This is a genomic window from Desulfatiglans sp. (assembly GCA_012513605.1).
Lineage (GTDB): Bacteria > Desulfobacterota > DSM-4660 > Desulfatiglandales > HGW-15 > JAAZBV01.
This window is the reverse complement of the sequence record JAAZBV010000154.1, coordinates 1-23,340: the sequence shown is the minus strand read 5'-3', so window position 1 is coordinate 23,340 and position 23,340 is coordinate 1. Positions and strand designations below refer to the sequence as shown.

Here is a 23,340-nt window from a genome sequence, read left to right as displayed (position 1 = left end):
TTGTTAACCTGTAAACTTGGGGGCAAGAATGGTTAGTCTTTTGGCAAAGGATATCATGAATTCGGACGTTCTCTCAGTCGGACCAGACTGGTCAATAAGTCAGCTGGCAGATTTTTTTCTTTCAAACTCCATCTCGGGCGCACCGGTTATCTCTGAAGACAATAAACTGATGGGGGTCGTCTCCATGACAGACCTTATCAGGCATACCAGCCTGCCCGCAGTGGATGCATGCCTTGATTTAAAGGATGAATGCTACATCCACCCGCATGAAAATCAGTATTCTCTCTCTGAGATAGAATCATCCCGGATTGATGCCCAGTCTCTTGTTACCGTGCGTGATATCATGACACCTGTTACATTCAATGTAAATGAATATACCAGGATACAGGATGTCGCTGATGCCATGTTACGGGGGCGGATACACAGGGTATTTGTAACCCGTGATGAATCCCTTGTGGGTATCATCACAACCATGGATCTGCTCAGCGCGGTGAGAGAACTCTGATTTTGCCTGATTGGCCCTCTTTATTTTCTGAAAAGAGCCTCAAGGGCCTCTCTTGCCTCTTTTGCCCTGTAGACAACCCCGCTCACTTCCTTTGAGCCCTTTGGGACAAAGTAGTCGCAGAAATTGGCCCTCTCCTTGTCGGTGGTCCTTTCTGCCATTACCTCCCTGCACTCATTATAGGCACGGGTATCAAAAAATTTACACTGTTTGCAGCAGCGCAGGTCGCGCTGACAATGGGGACAGGTGTCCCTCCTGCCAATTTTCCCTTCTACAGGTACTTTCTTTCCGCAAAAAACACATTCCATTTTCACATTCCCTCCCGAATTTGAAAATTAAAATTTTTTTGCCAAATGGCCCACAGGGATAAAATCCCTTTGGACAGTTGATAATAAAAAACTAAAGAGTTGTGTTACTTCTATGAAAAACCGTTCTGAGGCAGTAGTCTGAGACAGGATCTCTAACCCTTCATCAATTCGTGCTTAAGGTGATTTTTCATATAAAAAATTGCTATTCCTGAGAATCCCCGGTTTGAACCATGCTTAAAAGATAACACCTGATCCCGTTTAAGCAAGCCCCTGGGGCGTGGTAATTCCAGAATTTCTATTTTTTATTGTCTATCAACTATCTAATGCAATATATAAATCGATTTTAAAACAAAAAAACTTTAATAAATTATCAGGCAAATTATTCCGGCAAATCTTCTATTAATGTTGTATACTAAGCCTGATTATTTTTCATTTAATATATCACAGATGTAAAAGCAACGAAAAAAATGGCCTTTTTTGATTTTTTTTGGAGTCTGAAATATATGAAAAGGGATTTTCCTTATACCCTGTTAAGCCATACTGCCGATCTTGGCATGAGAGTTAAAGGCGATTCATGTGAAGGGCTTTTCAGGAATGCCGGCATGGCCCTCACAGATATAATGATACTGAACAAGGCACCTGAGCCCGGTGAAAAAAAAGATATATCCATAAAAGGCAATGACCTCCCGGATCTGATGGTTAAATGGCTCTCAGAGATCCTCTATCTATTTGAGGGAGAAGATCTGATCACTACTGAAATAGCAGTCAATCAAATGAGCGAAAGCAGTATAAACTCCACTCTTATAACAGTGGGTTTTGACGCGAGATATCATGAGGTATTGAGAGAGATAAAGGCGATTACATATCATCAGGTTGAGGTCAGGGAAGATGAGGGGCTCTGGACAGCCAGGGTTATTTTTGATCTATAGGTGTCAACATGAAGATAAAACTCGAAAAGATTGATGATAATCGGTGGCTTATCCCGAAGACAGGCAGCATGCGGGTCCCTGGCATGATCTTTTCCAGCCAGGAGCTTATTGATGAGGTGCTGGATGGTGAGAGCATTACCCAGGTGGCGAATGTGAGCACCCTTCCCGGCATAGTGGGTTATTCCATAGCCATGCCGGACATACACTGGGGGTATGGCTTTCCTATTGGCGGGGTTGCGGCCTTTCGCATGGAAGATGGCATTGTATCCCCCGGTGGCGTTGGTTATGATATTAACTGCGGTTGCCGCCTCATGACCACCGGGCTTATGGCCGATGATATAAAACCCTTGATAAGGGATATTGTCCTTGCGCTGTACAGGGATATCCCACTGGGTGTAGGAAAGGGCGGGGAGATAAGGCTTTCAAAAAAGGAGGGTGAGATGGTTGCCACCCTCGGAGCATCGTGGGCGATCAAACAGGGTTATGGTAATAAGGATGACCTGATCAGGACAGAGGACAGGGGTGTAATGCTAGGCGCAGACCCTGATGTTGTAAGCGAAAGGGCAGTAAAAAGGGGTGCGGATCAGCTTGGCACCCTGGGTTCAGGTAACCATTTTTTAGAGATCCAGGTGGTTGATGAGATATATGACCAGAAGAGAGCTGCCCTTTTTAATCTGCACAAAGGCGGGGTAACCCTGTTCCTGCACACAGGGTCAAGGGGTTTCGGACACCAGATCTGCGATGATTTTTTAAAGAAGATGTCAGAAAAGCCCCAGATTACAGGGCTTCCTGACAGGCAGCTTGCATGCGCCCCCATAGGCTCAGATTCAGGCAAAAGGTATCTTGCAGCAATGGCCTGTGCTGCCAATTATGCATGGGCAAACAGGCAGGTGATGATGCACCTTGCCTGTGAATCAATGCTGAAGGCCCTTGGCACAACCCCGGGTGTGCTGCGTATGTCACTCCTCTATGATGTCTCCCATAACATAGTCAAGATGGAGCATCACAATGTGGATAACAGGAAAACCCTTTTATGTGTGCACAGAAAAGGGGCTACACGGGCGTTTCCACCCGGCCATGAAACTTTGCCCGACATCTTCCGTGAGACTGGTCAGCCGGTACTTATCCCCGGTGACATGGGCAGATTCTCATATGTACTCGCAGGGGATCAGGGCGCTATGGAGATGAGTTTTGGTTCGAGCTGTCACGGGGCAGGGCGAACCCTGAGCAGGAGCATGGCGATAAAAAAGGCACAGGGGAGGTCCATACAGAAGGAACTTGAGGATAAGGGCATCTTTGTCCAAGCAGGGGGAAGGCACACCCTGAAGGAGGAGATGCCTGAGGCATATAAGGATGTATCCAAGGTGGTTGAGGCAGTAAATAATGCGGGCCTGGCCAGAAAGGTAGCCCGTTTAAGGCCACTGGGTGTTATCAAGGGATAATTATTTTGGGGAGACAAAATGACTCAAAAACCATCCTGTAGCGATCTGGAAAAAAGAATAAAAGAGCTTGAAGAGCTGGTTCTAAAAGGTAAAGGAATAGAGCAGGAATTGGTTGAAAGCAACAGGTTGTTAAAAGAGATACAGAGGGTTACCAGGATTGGGAGCTGGCTGTATGATCCAATAACCGATATCCTTAACTGGTCAGAAGAGATGTATGAAATTTTCGGCCTTCCCCATCAATCCGGCCCGCCACTTTACAGGGATATTCGCACCATAATACATCCTGATGACTGGGCGCCCTTTAATATGTCCGTGACAAAGGCATTGAAGGAGGGGAGCGGATACAATCTTGAAATAAGGATCATAAGGCCCTGCGGGGATCTAAGATATCTCAATATAAGGGGTTATGCTGAAAAGGATGGTAAAGGTTCAATAAAAAGGCTTATTGGCACAACCCAGGATATTACTGAGGGCAAAAGGTCACAGGAGGCCCTCGCTATGAGTGAGGAGCGCTACCGGGCCCTTTTTGACAATATCCCTATAAATACAGTGGTTGTAGATCGGAAAGGTAAAATCACTGCATTCAGGTTTCCTGAGCATGAAGAGCAGATACTAAAACCTGCTATTGGCGATGTTATGTATGTGGATTTTGCACACTACCCCCATATGGATATGCATATAGAATTGATGGAAAGCATGGAGAGAGGGATTAAAAAGGAGTACCTGGATTTAAGATATGGCGATAAGTCCCTGCATATAAGAATCAATCCCTATAAGGATGGGGCGATAATCACAGCCATAGATACAACATCTGTCAGGAGGCTAGAATCTGAGCTCCAGCACAGCCGCAAAATGGAGTCTCTCGGCACGCTGGCAGGCGGCATTGCCCATGAATTTAACAATATTTTAGGGATCATCCTCGGGAATGCAGAACTTGCAGCGGAATATATAGCGCAAAAAAATCCCGCCTCGGATTGTGTGAAAGAGATAAGGGAGGCATCTCTCAGGGCAAAGGATGTGGTGAGACAGATCATGAGTTTTGCCAGGAAGAACTATGTGGAAAAAAGGCCCATACTCATTGCCAGTGTTGTCAGGGATTCTGTAAAACTAATTTCATCCACAATCCCTAAAAGCATAAGGATCAGTGAAAAGATACTCTGCCATTCAGAGGTTATTATAGGGAATAATACTGAGATAGGGCAGATCATCATGAACCTGTGTAAAAACTCTGAACAGGCAATTAAGGGCGGTGTGGGAGAGATAGAGGTATTGCTGGAACCTGTAATGCTCGATAACCTGATGGCCTCTGAATATGAGGGCATTTCACCCGGAAGTTTTATAAGACTTGCAATAAAGGATAGTGGCGAGGGTATAGCCCCTGAGATCATGGATCGTATCCTTGAGCCATACTTTACCACCAAGGATGTTGATGAGGGGCTTGGCATGGGGCTAGCAGTTGTTTACGGGATAGTCAAAAAGTATGATGGCGCAATTAGGATAAAGAGTGAGCCGGGCAAGGGAACAACTGTTGAGGTGCTCTTCCCCTTATCAGAAAGGAAGGTGGAGGAGATTGAAACGGATTCAGAAATACTCCCGAAAGGGACTGAGCGTATCCTCTTTGTTGATGATGAGCCCTCGCTTGTCAGGATTGCCGGAAATATACTGGAACAGCAGGGTTACAGGGTTACAGGGCTTACAAGTAGCATGGAGGCCCTTAACCTTTTTATAAAAGAGCCTGAGAGCTTTGACCTGGTTATCTCTGACATGTCCATGCCTGATTTGCCCGGGGATACGCTGATTAGGGAGATCCATAAAATCAGACCTGAAATCCCGGTCATACTCTCCTCAGGGCAGAGCGACCCTATTGATTATGACCTTTTAAGAGAGCTTTCTGTTAATGCCTTTGCCATGAAGCCCTTGAAAAGGGGGGAGCTTATGAGGACAGTCCGGGATGCACTGGACAGGGCCGGTGATTAAATATTGCAGGAGATTTTCTATTGACATAAAAAACACAACCCCATATACTCCAGACCTCTAAAAGAGGATTCTTATCAACTATTTAAAGAAAGAAGGGAACGAAAAATGAAGATATTATATGAATTTATCCCAAGGCTTGATTTTGTCAGCTCTGCAGCAAAGGTTAAGGATCTGGTAGACGGATTCAATATTACAGACAGCGCCGGTGGCGCCCCAGCGCCAGGCGGTATTTCCGTGGCATGCGTTTTGAAACAGATATACCCTGACAAGGTAACCATACCTATGATGATTACCAACTATAAGGGTCCTGTTGAATTGGGCGCGGCTGCTCTTGCCGCCGAGGCAATGGGCGTTGACGGCATTCTTCCTGACCCGGGCGATCCGCCGAAGTATGGCACACTGATCAGGACACGTGAAGACGGCTCCTGCCAGACTATTTCTGACCCGGATGAAATCCTTGCATACAGGCGCTCTACCGGCCCTGCTGAAGAGGTAAGGAATTTTCTCCGCAAATCAGTAAAGATAAGCAAGACAAAGATTGGTTGTCTTTTGACCGCACGTGTACCTGCTGAGGCCGCTATCGAGCGTATGAAGAATGAATGGGATTTCGGTTTCTTCCTGAGATTAGAAGAGTCAACCCTGCCAAAACTGAAAGAGATAGGCACAGAATGCAAACGCATGGGCAAATCCTTTTATCCATATTTTATAGTGGGTACAGAGAAAAACCAGAAGGTTTTGCAGAGGATCGGCTGGCCAGCCAGCGCAACCATGGATACTGCTGAAAAATTTATCGCCGATATGGAAGGTTATGTAGACGGCATAATCGCGACCTGCCTGGGTGATGTAGCCTCAGACATGGAACTGCTTGCAAAGGCTCAGAAGTTCAGGGGTTAATTGAGATCTTTCTGGCTCAATTTTAAAATTAATCCGCCATAAAGGGCGGTAATAAAAAAGGCCGAAACCTGTTTCGGCCTTTTTTATGTCTGCAATATCTGTAATTTTATTATCATATTTAACCTGAGTACATGTTGGCATAAATACAATAATGTTTACACCAAGAGCACGGAGGACACGGAGTAACTAAAGCCCATGATTTATTTAATTTGATATTTTACTGTAAGTCTGCGAAAATGCGAATCCATTGGTTTTACAAAGATTTTCTGGATGTCCTTCGGAGGTTATCCCGCATTTATTGTTGGGTGGGCATGAGGACTTATTTTTTACGTTAATTGCAGTTTTCACTCCGTGCCCTCTGTGTCCTCCGTGGTGAAAAATCTATGTTTAAAGCGGTAGATTTGAAGATTCAAAATCTTTTAAAAAGAGAGGGGAGATGCATATTGATATGAGGAGGATATTCATAATGTCATTTTTATCTGTCATTTTTCTTTTAACCTGCTCATGTGACAATAGACCGGCAGAGAGATCAAAACTAAATAAAAACAATATTACCGGGATAATCAAGGCCATGACCCTTCATGAAAAGGCCATGCTTGTAACAGGTACAGGTATGGATATTCCTCTTTCCATGCTTGAAAACCTGCCGGAGGGCGAAAACCCGTTTGGCGTTGTTACCGGAAAAAGCAAAGAGCCTGACACTGAATATGATGCAATGGTTGCGAAAATAAAAAAGATTGCGCCGGGCGCAGCAGGCAGGACAGTCGAGATACCTGATTTAGGCATACCAACAATGGTTGTTGCAGACGGGCCTGCCGGTTTAAGGTTAAATCCTGACAGGGATGGAGAAACACGGAAGTTCTATTGCACTGCATTTCCAATTGCGACACTCCTTGCATCCACATGGGATACAGGGGTTGTTACAGAGGTTGGGGGTGCAATGGGTAACGAGGTGCTTGAATATGGTGTTGATGCCATACTTGGCCCTGGTATGAACCTGCATAGAAACCCCCTGTGCGGCCGTAACTTTGAGTATTATTCAGAAGACCCTCTGGTTACAGGGAAGATGGCTGCTGCAATGGTGAAGGGCATCCAGTCAAAGGGTGTTGGCACATCAATAAAACACTTTGCCGCAAACAACCAGGAGACAAACCGGCAGAGTGTTGATGCCATCGTGAGTGAAAGGGCGTTGAGGGAGCTTTACCTTGAAGGGTTCAGGATAGCGGTTCAGGAGTCAGAACCCTGGACGGTCATGTCTTCATATAATAAAATAAATGGAGTCTACACCTCTGAAAGCAATGATCTTCTGACAAATATACTGCGTGAAGAGTGGGGTTTTAAGGGTTATGTAATGACAGACTGGGGCGGGGGCTCTGATGTTGTTGCACAGATGATGGCAGGTAATGACCTTATAATGCCAGGAAACAGGGATCAGTCAAAGGAGATAGAAAAGGCGGTTAAGGAGGGCAGGCTTGATGAAAAGATACTGGATCAGAATGTGGAGAGGATACTCAATATTATAGTTAATACCCCGAGATTCAATGGCTATAAATATACAGACAAACCTGACCTTACCACGAATGCGTTAACAGCAAGACGGGCTGCTGCTGACGGCATGATCCTTTTAAAGAACAATGAAAAAGCTCTACCTTTTGCCAAGGGAATAAAGAATGTGGCGGTATTCGGTAACTCATCTTATAAAATAATCACAAGCGGCACAGGGAGCGGTGACGTGAATGAGGGTTACAGTATTTCCCTTATTGATGGGCTCAAGAATGCGGGGTACTCTATCGATGCCGGTATAATGGATGTATACCTCAATTACATAAAAGATGCGGAAGAAAAACAGGAGAAACCAGTAAACGTATTCATGGGAAAGCCGCGAGTCCCTGAGATGAAGATGGATACAGATGAGATAAAACGACTGGCAGACAGTATGGATATTGCCCTTGTCACTATAGGGCGCATATCAGGTGAGGGTGGAGATAGAAAGGCTGACCCAGGGGATTTTTATCTGACAGAGGATGAAATGGCGCTCATAAAGAATGTCAGCACAGAATTCAGGTTAAGGAAAAAAAAGACAGCGGTCATCCTGAATATCGGTGGTGTAATAGAGGTAACTTCATGGAGGGATTACCCTGACGCAATACTCCTTGCATGGCAGCCGGGCCAGGAGACAGGAAATGCGATAGCAGATATCTTAAGCGGCAAGGTAAACCCGTCAGGAAAACTCGCATCCACATTCCCAGTGAAATATGATGATGTGCCTTCAGCTAAAACCTTTCCGAGGATAGAACTCCCCATGACCGATGAAGAGAATAAGGCAAATGAGGCCCTGCCCCTGTTCATGCGTAAAAAACCTGCAATATCTGTGTATGAAGAGGATATATATGTGGGATACAGATATTATGACACCTTTAATGTGCCTGTTGCATATGAGTTCGGGTATGGACTCTCCTATACCTCATTTGAATACAGCAATATGAAACTTGATGAAACCAATTTCAATGGCTCTGTAAATGTCTCACTTGATATAAAAAATACTGGGGATTTACCTGGCCGCGAGGTGGTTCAGTTGTATGTATCAGCGCCTTCAATAAAAATCAAAAAACCGGCAAAAGAGCTAAAGGCATTCACAAAAACAGGGCTCTTAAAACCGGGAGAGATAGAGACAGTCACATTCACCCTTGACGCAAAGAGTTTAGTAAGTTTTGATACTGATGCCTCATCATGGGTGGCAGAGTCAGGTGAGTACAGGGTGCAGGCAGGGTCATCATCAAGGGATACAAGACAGTCTATAGCATTCCATGTGGAGAAAGATATTGTAGTAAGCAAGGTTAACAGAGCGCTTTCACCTTACATGGAAATAAACAGGTTAAGACACTGATAAAATAAAGCGCTTCATACAAATATCAGCGTAACCCCCTTTCCCTTGAACTGACCAAGGAGCGGGGCAATAAATATTTTATAATTTGTGCCCATGACAGGGCAAACATCCATTACCTCCAATTTGCCATCTTTGATTGCACTTTCAAGGTGTGCATTTAAATCATTGGGGAAACAATCAGAGATGTAATTTCCAACCTCAAATCCTTCATTACCATATGTTATTTCCAGTGCCTTTTTGTTTCTCATCACTATCATGCCGTCTGAGCTGATGCCAATTACCGGGAGAGGCATATCTTCAATAATAGCACGGAATAATTCAAGCGCCTTATTCTGTATCTCAAGGTCTTTTGTCCTTTCCTGAACTATTGATTCCAGGTTTGTGTTTATACTTACCAGTTCATCATTTATTATTTCCAGCTCTTCATTCTTTTTTACTATAAGGTCATTCAGTTCCCGGTTTTTCCTCATCAATTCATACTGTTCAAGACACTGCTTTATCTCCAGCCTCAGGTTATTTTCATCCCAGGGTTTATAAAAAAATTTATAGATATGCCCCTTATTGATAGACTCGGTTATGGAATCTACACCGGTATAACCTGAAATGATCGTTCTGATTATATCAGGGAAATCCACCCTGATTTTACCTAAAAATTCGGTTCCGCTCTCGCCTGGCATCCTCTGATCTGATATGACAAGCTGCACGTCGTTTTCACTCAGTAATTTATAGCCCTCTTCAGCGCTCAGGGCAGTTAAAATCCTGTAGCCATCCCTGTGAAGCAACCGTTTAAGGCTGCTTAACACATGCTCTTCATCATCAACGATCAATATTGTTTTTTCATTCTCCACCGGGTTACTCTCCTTGATAATAAAACCGGTATTTTATTACATTGTCGTCCATTAAATTTTTACCTTTTCATTTTTTGACAAAGAGGTTTCCTATTACAGGGCTTTGAGCTTGTATGGCCTTGAGTCTATTAACCAGCTCTTGTGTCAGTCTTGTATTATATGGGAGAAGAAACCTGCCATTTACCGCATAAAGTGATCTTGAAAGTATCATCCCCTGGGTAATTTTTTCAATTGGTATCTCCTTTTCATCCTCATCACTCACCCCCTGTTTTTCTATATAATCAAGAAACACCTTAACAACATCAGGGGCAAATTCGATAAATGCATTTTTTTTAATAGAAAAAGATGCTGCTGCCTTAATAAGTGTTTCAGGAGCAAAATGATCCTGTGTAATATTACGCTCCCTCAAGTAATCCTTTATGCACCTTTCTTTGTCTATGCCAAGGTGAACGATCTTGTCATATCTGTCTGCCACAGATATAATCTGGGATTCAATGGGAATGAGCTCCCCGCTGAGTTTATCCGGGAAACCCCTGCCATCATATCTCTCATGATGTGATCTGATTAGTAATCCTACATGATCAAGCTTGCTTATAAACTTTACCACACCCTGACCCTCTTCAGGATGTTTGTTATAAATGGCTTTTTCCTGGTCAGTCATTTTTTGACTGTCAATAAGGAATAGTCTTTCAGGAAGGCCAATTTTACCGATGTCATGCAGCAGCGCTGCAATTTCAACATTCATGATCTCTATTTCAGAGAGTTTCAATGCCTGGGCAAGCTGTTTTGACATAAGACTGACACGTCTTCCATGCCCTTCCATAGCCGGCGAGCTGTTATCCACCAGTGATGCAAATGCCCTTACAGTGTTATAAAGGCCCTGTTCAAGCTCCTGGTTCTTTGCCTGAATTTCCCTGGTCCTCTCTTCAACCTTTTGTTCCAGGGATTTGTTTATCTCCTTCAGTTCCAGATTTTGCTTTTTTACCAGATTGTTAAGCCGCTTATTTTCCAGCTTAAGCTCAAACTGATACAGTGTTTCACGCACCTGGCCTACAAACTCTGCATCATTCCATGGCTTTGTAATATATCTATGTATTTCGCCCATATTCAGGGCATCAATAATGGCATTAATATCAGAGTAACCTGTTAAAAGTATTCTGAATGAATCAGGTGCAATCTTTTTCACCTTCTGCATCAACTGCGAGCCTGACATATTTGGCATTCGCTGATCAGAGATAATCCCTGACACTGGTTTTTCAAGTTTGCCCAAGGTCTCAAGGGCATCTGCCCCGCTGTTTGCCTCGATTACGTTAAATCCCTCTTTACGGAGTAACCTGTTTAATGATTTGGTAATCAATACATCATCATCAACAACCATGATTGTATGTTTATATTTGAGTTCCATCATGCCACCTCATTTATGCAGAAAGTATACTATGGATTTAAATCAAATACCTGAACAAAGTTACTCATCGGTATTATTTACAGGAACGAGTATAGTAAATGTTGTACCACAGCCCTTTTCACTTTCAACACTTATTTTTCCATTATGTTTTTTTATAATATTGTATGCCACATTAAGCCCCAGGCCTGTGCCTTTTCCAACATCCTTGGTGGTAAAAAATGGATCAAATATTTTTGAAAGATGCTCCCTGGCTATGCCTGAGCCTGTATCACTTATTTTTATCACAATATTTTCATCTGACAGACTTGTCCTTATCCCGATTTCACCATGCCCAGTAATGGCCTGTGCTGCATTTACCATGATATTGGCAAATACCTGATTAAGCTGCTGGGGATGACAGAGTATTTCCGGCAATTCCCCATACTCCTTGTTTACCTGTGCCTTGTATTTGATCTCATTCCATACAATATTAAGGGTTGAATCAAGACACCTGTTTATGTCTGTGAACCTGGGCTTGTCTTCTCCGGGATGCGCAAAATCCTTCAGATCCTGCACAATCTTTTTGATCCTCTCTGTACCCTCAAGGCTCTCATGTATCAGTTGTGAGATATCCTCTTTTAAAAAACCGATATCCATATTCGCCTCCTGCTCTTTGATCTCTTGAAGAAAATCGGCATAATCAGCCGATCTCCCGCTGTTTTCCATCTGTGTGGCAAGGGCCTGATACCGGTCAATAATTATATTGTAGTCTTTTATGTAGGCGGATAGGGTATTCAGGTTGCTGCTTACAAAACCTGTAGGGTTATTTATCTCATGGGCCACGCCTGCTGCAAGCTGACCTATAGAGGCCATTTTATCAGACTGACGGAGCTGGGCCTCAATCAATTTTCTTTCCTGCTCTGCCTGCTTTATTTTCGAGATATCTGTAATAACGACAACCGCCCCATCATGCATACCAGATGAGTTTAAGACAGGTTTTGCCGACACAAGAGTAGGTATAAGACTGCCTTCTTTAGTTATATAATTCAGTTCGTATGAATCACCTAACCCCTCTCTTCTCCGATTCACCTTGCGCGCTATCACTTCCTCGTCCTCTTTTTCATGAATGGAGTTGATGTTTTTACCTATAAGCTCTTCCCTGGTGTACCCGATCATCTTACAAAGACTTTCATTTACGAAAGTCAGCGTGCCTCCCTCGTTTACCATTAACAATCCCTCCTTCATGTTTTCAAGAAGAATCCTGTTTTTATCAATTTCATGGTTCAGGTTTTCTGAAAGGGATATGATCCGACGGGCTGTTTTTATACTTACCCTCAACCTTTCCATATCTATAGGCTTTGTAATATAGTCATCCGCCCCCTTATTAAACGCCTCTTTAATATCTGAACTCTGGTCCTTTGCGGTAATTATTATTATGTATGTATATTTGTTTTTAATAAATTTCCGGATCTCTTCACACAGGGCAAGTCCGTCCATCCCTGGCATTATCCAGTCTGTAATGACAATACTGATATCGTTATTCTTATATTTTTCAAGCCCATCAAGCCCGTCATTAGCAGTCAGGACTGTTTGTCCCCATTTTTTAAGGGTATTTGAAAGAAGCTCTCTAGTAACCGGTGAGTCATCTACTATCAGTATGGACATGTACCCCTCACTATACTTGTAGATCATCTCCTGTTTTTACAGGGAGAGATATTGTAAATGTTGTACCTTCGTTCCAATCTGGTTGAAACGTAAGAGTAACTTAATCAATATTTTCTGTAGAATCCCTGCCCTTTTCAGGTGATGCCTTTTCAATATCTATTATTGTCTTTGTAAGATATGCCTTTGTCTCATATTTTGTTATGTTCATGAGCTTTTTGGTTATCTCGCCCATCTTTTCTATCTGGGTTGTTATTATATCAAGATTTTTAATAATGGGGTTATCCTTGTCTGCTCCAAGTTTTATTATCTCTGACTGCCCCATAATCACCTGAAGTGGCTGATTTATTTCATGACATACAGCGCCCGCCATCTCCAGCACACCCTCCAGTTTTTCCTTGCGTACCTTGTCTTTTTCAGCCATTTTAATATCGGTAATATCATTAAGCATGATCACCATGCCACGGTATTTATCACTAAAATCAAGCATCCTTTTTATGCGTATCAGGAAAAATCTCACCCCGTTTTTGGTAACCAGTGTTTTTTCAAGGGTATAATCATGGATATCATTCTGTATTACAGGCAGAATTTCATCCAGGAACCCGGGCACCTTCTTTCCAGGTTGTATATCCCTGTTATAGTAAATGGAGCCCGGTATGGATGACTCCTCAAACAGCTCATTCCATGCCTGGTTATAATTTTCCACCCTGTTCTCCTCATTTATCAGTACAACAGGGGCATGTATGGTCTCAAAGATGGTAAGGTACCTGTTTTTTTCATTAAGGATCTCTCTGTTTTTGGCTTGAAGTTCCTTTAATTTTGAATTTTCAGTCTCAGAACACCACTCTGTACAGAAACCAAGCTCCATCCGGTCAAAAAATCTCTCTGTCTTAATCCTGCATTTGTCTCTGTATGGGCCCGGTTTGATCTCCTGTTCTATCAGGTCCATGTAAGACTGCCTGTAGTATTTTAAAAGCCCCAGAAACATGGAGAGGCTGACGCCCCGCTCCCTGTGACGCTTTGCTTCAAGTATGCCAAAGGCAGCGGCTGGGTCTTTTGTATAATCTTCATCAGGTGTAAGTTCAAGGTCATGCGAACAGGATGAGATGAGGGTGTATGATATCCCTGAAATGGATAAACGCCAGGCTTCCATGAGTGTAGATGTGTGTCTTGAGTAGTCATGCCTCTTTGCATAAAAAAGGATCTGTTTCATGAGCCACTCTTCTTTTCCGGCAATGAAATCTCTGAACCTGCCGTGATCAAATTCAGGAAGGAGAGGGTTTTCAGGATTATTTTGTTTTTCAGGATTATTACTCATATCAATTGTTCCTTTTTTTAACATCAGATAAAACGGATATATGCGCCAATCGGCATAACATGCTAGATACTAAAGGAAATATTACTTAACTGTTGCAACCCGCAAATAAAGGGTACACCTAGGCTCTAAGCCCCTTTTTGACAGCCTCACCGATTTCAGCGATCGAATAGGGTTTTTTAATACAGAAGCGGCAGCCCAGTCTCTGTATCTCCTTAAGCCTTTCTGTCTCAGCATAACCGCTTACAATAACAAACCTCTGATCCGGTTTGAATTCGGAGATCCTTTTAAAGGTCTCAAGGCCGTCTATGCCCGGGTCCATAATCATGTCAAGGATGACCATGTCTGCCTTTTTGGCCCTGAGATAGGCCACTGCATCTTCTCCGCAGGGCACAGAAGAGACAGAATAGCCAAGCTTTTTGAGTATAGTGCATGCAAGTTCTCTCTGCTCAGGCATATCATCCACTATAAGCATGGATTCCCCGTTTCCCCTGCAGTTAACAATCTCATCCGGAGGCGCCCATTTTTTGCTGCCATCAACGGTTACAGGGAAGTAAAGGATAAAGGTTGTCCCTCTATCTAAAGCGCTGATTATATTGATGTAGCCATTGACCTGACTGATGGTTTCCCATACAACAGGCATGCTGAGCCCTGACCCGTCTCTTCCCATCACCTTTTTGGTATAAAAAGGTTCAAAAAGACTTGAGATATCCTTTTCGGTCATGCCATTACCTGTATCCTGGATGGTGACAGTAACATAATCTCCCTTTTCAATCATATGCTTATAACCCCTTTCAGGGGTTTTAATGCTCATGTTTGCGGTGGACACAGTTATTCTACCCTGTCCGTTTATAGATTCAGCCGCATTATAAAATATGTTAATAAGGGATCTTGTTATCAGCTTTGGAATACCCTTTATATTATCAAGGGGCATCTCAAGATCAAATACAACCTTTACATCAGGGTGACAGCGCTTAAACTCCTTAAAATCAGGGCTTTTCTTGAGGTCAGAAATAATATCATTGAGATTCAGGGAATGGGTGGAGGCGGCAGGGTCCTGTGAGAGCATCATGAGATCCTGAACAATATTCGCTGCCTTTTCCCCTGCCTGCTTTATTGCATAGAGATATTTTCTTGAGGAGTTCTTTTCGGGGAGCTCCATCAGGATAAGCTCAGGATAGGTAAAAATACCTGCAAGGAGGTTATTCAGATCATGGGCAACACTTCCTGCATAGCTGCCCAGATGCCCCATCCTTCTGGATCGTTCAAGCTTATCCTCTGCCCTTTTCAGCTCCTCTTCAAGGGCCTTAATTCTTTTCTTAAGCGCTTCTGTCTCTGGCATAGATTTTAATTTCTCATGCTTGTTACAGGCGCTGGCATCCGCCCGCCCCTCTTCATAAAATCCGAGGATGAGCCTTTGTTTACCCTCATGATAGGCGCCTCACCCAGAAGCCCCCCAAAATCTACTGATTCACCCTCTTTCATACCGGGAACCGGAATAACGCGCACCGCGGTTGTCTTGTTGTTGATAATCCCTATGGCAAGTTCATCTGCAATAATGGCATTAATGGTGCTTTCAGGTGTATCCCCCGGTATAGCAAACATATCAAGCCCTACAGAACAGACAGATGTGAGTGCCTCCAGTTTATCAAGGCTTAAAAAACCATTCTTGACCGCATTTATCATCCCTGTGTCTTCGCTTATTGGTATGAATGTGCCGCTCAAGCCACCCACATTGCCGCTTGCCATTGCGCCGCCCTTTTTTACAGCATCCATAAGGAGCGCTACAGCGAGTGTAGAACCATGGGCACCGACCGATTCAATCCCGAATGCTTCAATAATATTTGCAACAGAGTCACCAGTAGCGGTGGTGGGGGCAAGGGAGATATCAACAATACCAAAGGGTATATCAAGGTTTTTGGCCAGCTCCCTGCCAATAAGTTCACCACCCCTGGTTATCTTGAAGACAGTGCGCTTTATAATCTCGGAAAGCTGGGTCAGGTTGCAGTCACGATTTTTTTCCACAACACTGTGGACAACGCCAGGGCCGCTGATACCAATATTAAGGGTCATGTCAGCCTCCCCTATACCGTGAAAGGCACCTGCCATAAAGGGGTTATCCTCTGGTGCATTGGCAAATACGACAAACTTGGCGCACCCGATCGCATCCTTTGTCATACCGGCTGTTTTTTTAAGCATAGGGCCTATAAGGTTTATGGCATCAAGATTAAGTCCTGCTGTGTTTGTGCCCACATTCAGGAAGGAGCAGACCCTATTTGTCTCGGAAAATACATCAGGGAGCGCTTCTATCAGCATCATGTCAGATGGCGTGAGCCCCTTGTGTACAATGGCCCCAAAACCCCCTATGAAATCTATGCCTGCATCCTCAACCGCTCTGTCCATGGCTTTTGCCATCTGGACAAATTTTGCCTTTTCGCAGTGGGTCTCCATTATGAGGCTTACAGGTGTTATGGATATCCTCTTGTTGACAATGGGGATGCCATACTTTAATTCCATTGCCTTTGCCTCTTTGACAAGCCTTGCAGCATTGGCGCTGATCTTATCGTATACCTTGTTCGTAAACCGCTCAAAGTCATTATCTATGCAGTCTTTAAGGTTTATCCCCATGGTGGTTGTCCTGATATCAAGGTTCTGATACAGGATCATGCTTGCGGTTTCAAATACCTCTTCAACAGATATTGTCATTTTTTTATATCCTGTGCATCATCTTGAAGATGTTTTCATGCTGTATCTGGATCTTGAGTTTAAGTTCCATACCTATCTTTTCAAGCTCTTCCCTCACCTTTTCAAGGCTTAAGTTTGATTCCTTCATATCAACAAGCATGGTCATAACAAAATATGTCCCCATGATCCTCTGGTTAATATCCTCTATATTGATATCGCATGTGTACAGTAGATTTGAGACCTTGGCTACAATCCCCTTTTTATCAGCGCCAATCACAGTTATAAATAACAGTTCTTTGTCCATATAATTACTCCGAATGAATTGGTTGATTAATTAGTGGAGAATGCTACCACAGTTTCAGATATCTATCAATTAATTGATTTTTTCAATCCGCCTGTCCAGCTCCTTCCGCACTGCGGTGCCAAGGTTAATGGCTGTATATGGCTTTTTCACATAGGCGCCTGCACCCAGTTTCAATGCCTCTTTTACACGGATATTTTCAGCAAAACCGCTTGAGATTACGGCCTTCTGGCCGGGGTTGATCTCAAGCACCTTTCTGTAGGTCTCAAGCCCGTCCATGCCCGGCTCCATAATCATATCAAGGATAATAAGGTCAGCCTTTTTTGTCTTGAGGTAATTTATCGCCTCTTCTCCGGATATTACTGTAACCACATTATAGCCCAGCTTTTTAAGGGCAAATAGGGCAAGCTCCCGCTGTTCCTCTACATCATCAACCACAAGTATCGTTTCATTACCCCTGCATGTTTCAAGAGATATCTCCCTGCTCTCCTCTATTACCTTTTCATCTGTTGAAGGAAAATAGAGGTCAAAACGGGTGCCTTTGCCCTTTGTGCTCTCAATATCAATAAAACCCCTGTGATCCTTCACCACACCGGATACCACGGTCATGCCCAGCCCTGTACCGCTTCTACCCATGATCTTTTTTGTATAGAATGGTTCGAAGATCATTTTCTGGTCATCCTTTGAGATACCTGTACCCCTGTCTTCCACAGAAACAATTGAATAACCGCCCCTGGTGACTGTCTGAAAACCATGATAATCTGCGTCAAGGTAACAGAAGTGGGTGGAGATAATGATCTCCCTGTCTTCATCTGTCAGGGCCTCAGCAGCATTCGAGACAAGATTCATTATTGCCTTTGAGAGATGGACATTAGACCCTGTTATATTGGGCAGGTTTTTGTCAAGATTTACAGTAATGGTGATGCCGGGGTGGAATTCCATGATTTTAGTGTGTTCAGGGCTTTTTAGATAATCACTTATCACATCATTAGGGCTTACCACCTTCTGGATATCAACATTGCGCCTGGCAAGGGCTAGCATGTCCTGCACTATTGCGGCCGCCTTTTCACCCGATTTTTTTATGGTCTGTAGGGGTTTTATCAGTGGGCTTCCTTCCGGGATGTCCATGAGAAGGAGATCAGGATAACCTACAAGCCCACCTAAAATATTATTAAGGTCATGGGCCACCCCGCCGGCCAGTGTGCCTATTGCCTCCAGCTTCTGTGCCTGTTCAAGCTGGGCCTTGAGCCTCTGCTTATCGGTAATATCCCTGATAAATGAACAGTTGTAGAGCTTCCCATTGAATTCTATGTTGCTCACAAAAACTTCTGATGGAAAGCTTGTCCCATCCTTTTTATAAGTCTCAATCTCGGCAGATATATTTTTCTCCTTCAGTATAAACTCCCACATTTCCTTCCATGTTTCAGGTGTTAATTTCAGATAGAAGTCATACAGGGTCATGGAAAGGATCTCCTCTTTTGTATACCCCATCAGGTCGCATGCCTTTTGGTTTGCGCTGACAATACAGGCATCTGAATCGGCCCAGAATATGGCATCCTGCATGTGATCCACTGAATACTGAATAAACCTGAGCCTGTCATCCCTTTCCTGTATCTCGCTAAGCATTTCATTAAACATCTCACACAGCGTGCCAAGCTCATCCCTGCTCTGTTTTATTACCCTCACGGAATAATCCTTGTCACGGGAGACATTCGCCATAGTGTCTGCAAGCATATTCACAGGCCCTGAGATGCTCTTCTGCGCCTTTGTCGAGATAAAAACTGCAAGCATAGAGGCAATCACCAGCACGAACAGGTTGACAAAAAAGATAGCAGCCATGGCCTCATTGAGTTCACGCTGATTTGATGTAATCTCAATTATGCCTACCTGTCTATCATCCATTGTAACAGGATGCAGGATTATCGCCATTCCCCCTGAATAGATAAACCGGTCATCAATGAGGTCGATAGAGGATTTTTCTTTTGTTTCATCTCCTATCTTATACCAATTTATATTCACCTTTTTTCTGTTTTTATCTGAATGCCTAAGGAATTCAGCAAAAACAGTCCCATCCGGGAGATATACCCTTGCTGATTCTATATGGGTTTCTGTCCTTAATCCTTCAAGTGTTTTTTCTGCTGCATCATTATCACCGAAGATTACAGCTGCACCGCAATTTGTACCCGTGATACGTGCAAGTGATACAAGACTATTTCTATTGTTCTGCTTAAACCCGATATAGGCGAAGAGCAGGTTTGTGATCAGCACAAGCAGTATTGCCGCAAGTGCGGTAAAGGCGGTTATGGAAATAAGCTTTTTCTTTAATGAGAGATCACTGAATCTTTTCATTATGTAAATCCTTGCTTTCCGGTTCAATGATCTTTCCAAGCCTCAACAGGTGTGAACTGATTTTGAGGCCGGCCGATTCTGCAGCCCTGTTATTTATCTCGAACCTCAGCCTGTTATCATCCTCGTATAGATTTATCATCACACCCATATGGGCATATCCTTTTGTGTCACTGACTGTGAGTATCCTGTGCCTTTTCAGTTCATTAGTGATATCAGAAATATTTTCTCTTTCTGAAGGGCCTATAAAAAGGATACTGCAATCCCTTGCCTCTTCAATTGATTCATACTGCCTGATCTCTATACTTGCATCATTGATCATCTTACCCTGAATGATATCAAGCTCTGCCCCGAAGGGGTTTTCACCAAGGATGCCTATTATAAATTTCTCTCCATTTTTTTCTGTATCCGGCCATGTTACATACTTTGCAAAGTTGTATAGAAATGCCGCCTTGAGCCTGTATTCGCTTTCTACAGCAGGTTGTGCGGCCAAGGTAAAACAAGGACAGAGCAGGAGCAGAATAATGCTAAAGAAAAGCAGGAGTCTTGCTCTATTCAGTTTTATATTTAAAAAGGCATTTTGCATTTTCCTAATCATTTAGCCCGGTAATAGCTGTTAAAAATTCCATGTAAATCTAAGGTAGTAACCCCTTTCTATCTGGGATGCTATATAGATAGAATCATTTACTACTGTCTCAGGCTGCTTTGAATCAAACAGGTTCTGACTTGTTATAGATATATCCATATCCTTTCCCAGCCTGTATCCTATCCTTGCATCCATATTGAAAATGGATGGGAGCAAATGGGATGAAAGATTGTCGCGGTATTTGAACCAGAGGTCCAGTTCAAGGTTATATGGAAGCTCTATTGATGACCTTACAGAAAACCGGTGGGAAGGGCTTGCACCTTCATAAAACCGGGAATAGTAACCCTGCGTTACAGGATCATTCAGATCAAACCTGAGATATGAGTATGCCCCCTGAAACCGCAGATAGCTGAGCGGGCTATAGTCAATTGATAATTCCCCGCCATAGGTGTTACCCTTCATGTTGTTTGCCGCTGACTCGGTAATGACCAGATATAGAGGCTCTCCTTCAAAAAATGGTGTACCAAACTCATATGTGATAAGCCTGTCATACCTGTTTAAGAACAGGGCAAGGTCTATTGAAAATGAATCATGGGGTTTAAACCTGTACCCCGCCTCATAGGCCCATAGCTCTTCCGATTCCGCCTCCCTGTTCCCGATTATTGCAAAATAGAAGGGATCATAGCCCTCCATGGAAAACAAATAATTTGTCCTGACATCATGCTCAAATCTTGATGGTGTCCTTACGGCCCTTGATATGGCTCCCCACACGCTGTTTAATCTATCAGGTGTCCACATGAGCCTGAGGCTTGGCTGTAGCTCTTTGCCTGTATAGTTGTTCTTTTCTATCTTTGTCCCGATGGTGGCTGTAAGTTTTTCAGGAAAGATCGTGACCTCATCCTGGATAAAAAAACTGTAAAGATGGTCTGTCCGCTCATGAGGGACAAATGATATATCAAATGAGCCCCTTGTCTTGTTGTTTACATGCCTGTACCCGGTTCCCCACAGTATCTCCTGAAGATTTCCCAGCCTGAACCTGTGTTGAAAATCCATGTCATAAACAGCCTCCTTTTCAAAAAGACCGGGGTTATCACGTTCGTTCATATGGTAATACAATTGAAGATTGAAATCAGAATTCCTGGAATAGGCATGATCCCATCTTGCCTGGATGTTCCAGCCTGATTTGTCCTCTACACTGTTTATCTTCTCAAAGTATGGATCATATGGCAGCGTCCTGATATTTCTGGCCCCCGATTCACCGTCGTAATAATCACCCTGGATAAAAAGGCTGTCTTGACCTCCCAACTCCAGCTCCATTTTTCCGCCTGCCCGCGAAATCTCCATGGTGTCAGGCCTTTCACCTCCTGAAAATGCGGCTGAGCTATCCCTTTTAAGAAATTTTGCGTATACCCTGTACCATGCCTTTTCGCCTGCCTTACCGCCATAACGAAGTGAACCTATTGCCCTCTCCTCAGTCCCTGCGATGATATCGAGATGGCCGCCCTGTGTATCTTTTACCTTTTTTGTGACAATGTTTATGACTCCATTAACCGCATTTGCACCCCACAGGGTACCGCCCGGCCCCCTTATAACCTCGATGCGTTCAATGTCGCTTAGTACAGTGTCCTGTACCTCCCAGTAGACCCCTGAGAAGAGAGATGTGTAGACGGTCCTCCCGTCCATAAGTACAAGGAGCTTGTTTGAATAATAATTGTTGAAACCCCTTGAAGCGATAGTCCACCTGTTTGCGTCAATCCTTGAGACCTCAATGCCCGGCACCATACGCAGGGCCTCAGGTATACTCATTGCGCCTGACCTCCTGATATCCTCCTGTGTTATCACAAATACAGCGGCAGCCACCTCATTAACTGCCTGGGCCTTGCGTGATATGGTGGTTTTCATCTCTATTGACATGAGCTCTTCAATGGTAAGTTCTGTAATATCATATTGCGGAGGAACACCTCGCGCTGAACTGGATAAAAACAATTGAAGAATGAAGATAAACAGTGTCAGATAGAATAGAGAGGAAGTAGTTAATTTGTCTGTCTGCCCGTATGAAATGGATAAAATACTGGTCCGGGCTTTATTTAATATTCTGTTCATGGCCTTAAAACAATTCTTAAAAAAATATTTCCAGAAAAAGACCTTGAAACACAATATTGAACCCTTTTACATTGCTTCAGCGCAATATTTTTATTGCTTATACAGATATCTCTGGCCTTTTTGCCGGATATCAGTAATTCGACACAACTATTAAATAACTTTAATTAAAATAGAGAGACGAAAGGAGGGATAAATTGATATCTCATGCAAAGTTCAGGTAATAATTTTTTAATCCATCACACCATACTTTTTAAGCTTTTTATGGAGTGTCTTTCTTGTAATACCAAGCCTTCTTGCGGCCTCGCTCTTGTTTCCGCTGGTGGTCTCAAGGGTGTTCAGGATGGTTGCCTTTTCCACCTCTTCAAGTGGGACATCTCCAGTGATCATGGAAGGGGAGAATAAGGGCTGATCCTCATCATCCTCTTCAGTGCCAAACGGCAGATCGTTCTGGTCAATATAATCGGCAGTGGAAAGCACCACGCACCGCTCTATTACATTCATGAGCTCCCTGATGTTTCCGGGCCACTCATACTTGAGGAGCGTATCCATTGCCTTTGGGGTAAACCCCTTTGCCTGCTTATGATTTTTTTCAGAGAAGAGTTCAAGGTAATGCTGGGCAAGGAGCGGGATATCCTCCTTTCTCTCCCTTAATGGAGGCATCCTTAGCTCCACCACATTTAGCCTGTAATAGAGGTCTTCTCTGAACCTGTTATCCTCTATATCCTTTAGCAGGTTTCTGTTGGAGGCGGCTATTATTCGCACATCCACCTTTAAAACCTCTTCACCACCTACCCTTGTTATCTCCCTTTCCTGAAGCACCCTTAGGAGCTTGACCTGCATGGACATGGGCATCTCACCTATCTCATCAAGGAAGATGCTACCCCCGTGCGCAAGACGGAACTTGCCCTCCTTACGCCTCTGTGCCCCTGTGAATGACCCCTTTTCATGGCCGAATAGTTCCGACTCAAGCAGGGTCTCTGTAATGGCTGCGCAGTTTATCTTGATAAATGGGGCATCCTTTCTGGGGCTGTTATAGTGTATGGCGCCGGCTATCATCTCCTTTCCTGTACCTGAATCTCCCGTGATAAGCACGGTTGCCTCGGATGATGAGACCTGTGCCACTGTTTCAAGGAGCTTTACCATGACAGGGCTCCTGCCTATGATGTTTCTC

The 23,340-nt window shown here is 43.7% G+C and carries 18 protein-coding genes; 6 read left to right on the top strand and 12 right to left on the bottom strand.

What is annotated here, in order from left to right; translation table 11 throughout:
- The first annotated feature begins 28 nt into the window (after positions 1-28).
- Positions 29-505 carry a CBS domain-containing protein gene (locus GX654_20670; protein ID NLD39277.1) on the top strand — a complete coding sequence of 159 codons (477 nt, stop codon included), beginning with the start codon at positions 29-31 and terminating at the stop codon, positions 503-505.
- A 20-nt stretch (positions 506-525) separates the two neighbouring features.
- Here the strand turns inward: GX654_20670 and GX654_20665 are convergent, their stop codons facing one another.
- Complete coding sequence (locus GX654_20665) at positions 526-810, bottom strand: hypothetical protein (protein ID NLD39276.1); 285 nt, start codon at positions 808-810, stop codon at positions 526-528.
- A gap of 503 nt (positions 811-1,313) precedes the next feature.
- Here GX654_20665 and GX654_20660 point away from each other — a divergent pair.
- The 5 genes from GX654_20660 to GX654_20640 all read left to right on the top strand — a co-directional run bounded on the left by GX654_20660 (position 1,314) and on the right by GX654_20640 (position 8,939).
- On the top strand, positions 1,314-1,739 hold the full coding sequence (locus GX654_20660) for an archease (GenBank protein NLD39275.1): 426 nt from the start codon (positions 1,314-1,316) through the stop codon (positions 1,737-1,739).
- A gap of 8 nt (positions 1,740-1,747) precedes the next feature.
- Positions 1,748-3,181 (top strand): RtcB family protein, encoded by a 1,434-nt coding sequence (locus tag GX654_20655; GenBank protein NLD39274.1) that lies wholly within the window; start codon positions 1,748-1,750, stop codon positions 3,179-3,181.
- Positions 3,182-3,199: 18 nt separating this feature from the next.
- Positions 3,200-5,158, top strand: a complete 1,959-nt coding sequence (locus tag GX654_20650) for a response regulator (protein NLD39273.1) — start codon at positions 3,200-3,202, stop codon at positions 5,156-5,158.
- A 105-nt stretch (positions 5,159-5,263) separates the two neighbouring features.
- Positions 5,264-6,052 (top strand): hypothetical protein, encoded by a 789-nt coding sequence (locus GX654_20645; GenBank protein ID NLD39272.1) that lies wholly within the window; start codon positions 5,264-5,266, stop codon positions 6,050-6,052.
- 436 nt (positions 6,053-6,488) lie between these two features.
- Positions 6,489-8,939: a beta-glucosidase gene (locus GX654_20640; GenBank protein ID NLD39271.1), complete on the top strand. Its 2,451-nt coding sequence runs from the start codon at positions 6,489-6,491 to the stop codon at positions 8,937-8,939.
- Between the two features lie 14 nt (positions 8,940-8,953).
- On the opposite strand, the gene GX654_20635 is transcribed toward GX654_20640, so the two are convergent.
- The 11 genes from GX654_20635 to GX654_20585 all read right to left on the bottom strand — a co-directional run.
- Positions 8,954-9,787 carry a response regulator gene (locus GX654_20635; protein ID NLD39270.1) on the bottom strand — a complete coding sequence of 278 codons (834 nt, stop codon included), beginning with the start codon at positions 9,785-9,787 and terminating at the stop codon, positions 8,954-8,956.
- Between the two features lie 67 nt (positions 9,788-9,854).
- The gene (locus tag GX654_20630) at positions 9,855-11,195 is read right to left on the bottom strand and encodes a response regulator (GenBank protein NLD39269.1); all 1,341 of its coding nucleotides are present in this window, start codon (positions 11,193-11,195) and stop codon (positions 9,855-9,857) included.
- A gap of 57 nt (positions 11,196-11,252) precedes the next feature.
- Positions 11,253-12,836 (bottom strand): response regulator, encoded by a 1,584-nt coding sequence (locus tag GX654_20625; protein ID NLD39268.1) that lies wholly within the window; start codon positions 12,834-12,836, stop codon positions 11,253-11,255.
- A 100-nt stretch (positions 12,837-12,936) separates the two neighbouring features.
- Positions 12,937-14,151, bottom strand: a complete 1,215-nt coding sequence (locus GX654_20620) for a hypothetical protein (protein NLD39267.1) — start codon at positions 14,149-14,151, stop codon at positions 12,937-12,939.
- Between the two features lie 118 nt (positions 14,152-14,269).
- A complete protein-coding gene (locus GX654_20615; protein ID NLD39266.1) occupies positions 14,270-15,490 on the bottom strand; it encodes a response regulator in 1,221 nt (406 codons plus the stop codon).
- A 5-nt stretch (positions 15,491-15,495) separates the two neighbouring features.
- On the bottom strand, positions 15,496-16,854 hold the full coding sequence (locus GX654_20610; GenBank protein NLD39265.1) for a PFL family protein: 1,359 nt from the start codon (positions 16,852-16,854) through the stop codon (positions 15,496-15,498).
- Positions 16,855-16,858: 4 nt separating this feature from the next.
- Positions 16,859-17,137, bottom strand: a complete 279-nt coding sequence (locus GX654_20605; GenBank protein ID NLD39264.1) for an ACT domain-containing protein — start codon at positions 17,135-17,137, stop codon at positions 16,859-16,861.
- 69 nt (positions 17,138-17,206) lie between these two features.
- A complete protein-coding gene (locus GX654_20600; GenBank protein ID NLD39263.1) occupies positions 17,207-19,483 on the bottom strand; it encodes a response regulator in 2,277 nt (758 codons plus the stop codon).
- Positions 19,467-20,078, bottom strand: coding sequence for a YfiR family protein (locus GX654_20595; GenBank protein NLD39262.1), 612 nt, complete (start codon positions 20,076-20,078; stop codon positions 19,467-19,469). The genes GX654_20600 and GX654_20595 overlap by 17 nt, the downstream gene beginning before the upstream one ends.
- 18 nt (positions 20,079-20,096) lie before the next feature.
- Entirely contained in the window at positions 20,097-22,169 is a 2,073-nt protein-coding gene (locus GX654_20590; GenBank protein ID NLD39261.1) for a TonB-dependent receptor, read from the bottom strand.
- Positions 22,170-22,397: 228 nt separating this feature from the next.
- On the bottom strand, positions 22,398-23,340 hold a 943-nt coding region (locus tag GX654_20585; GenBank protein NLD39260.1), incomplete at its 5' end, for a sigma-54-dependent Fis family transcriptional regulator.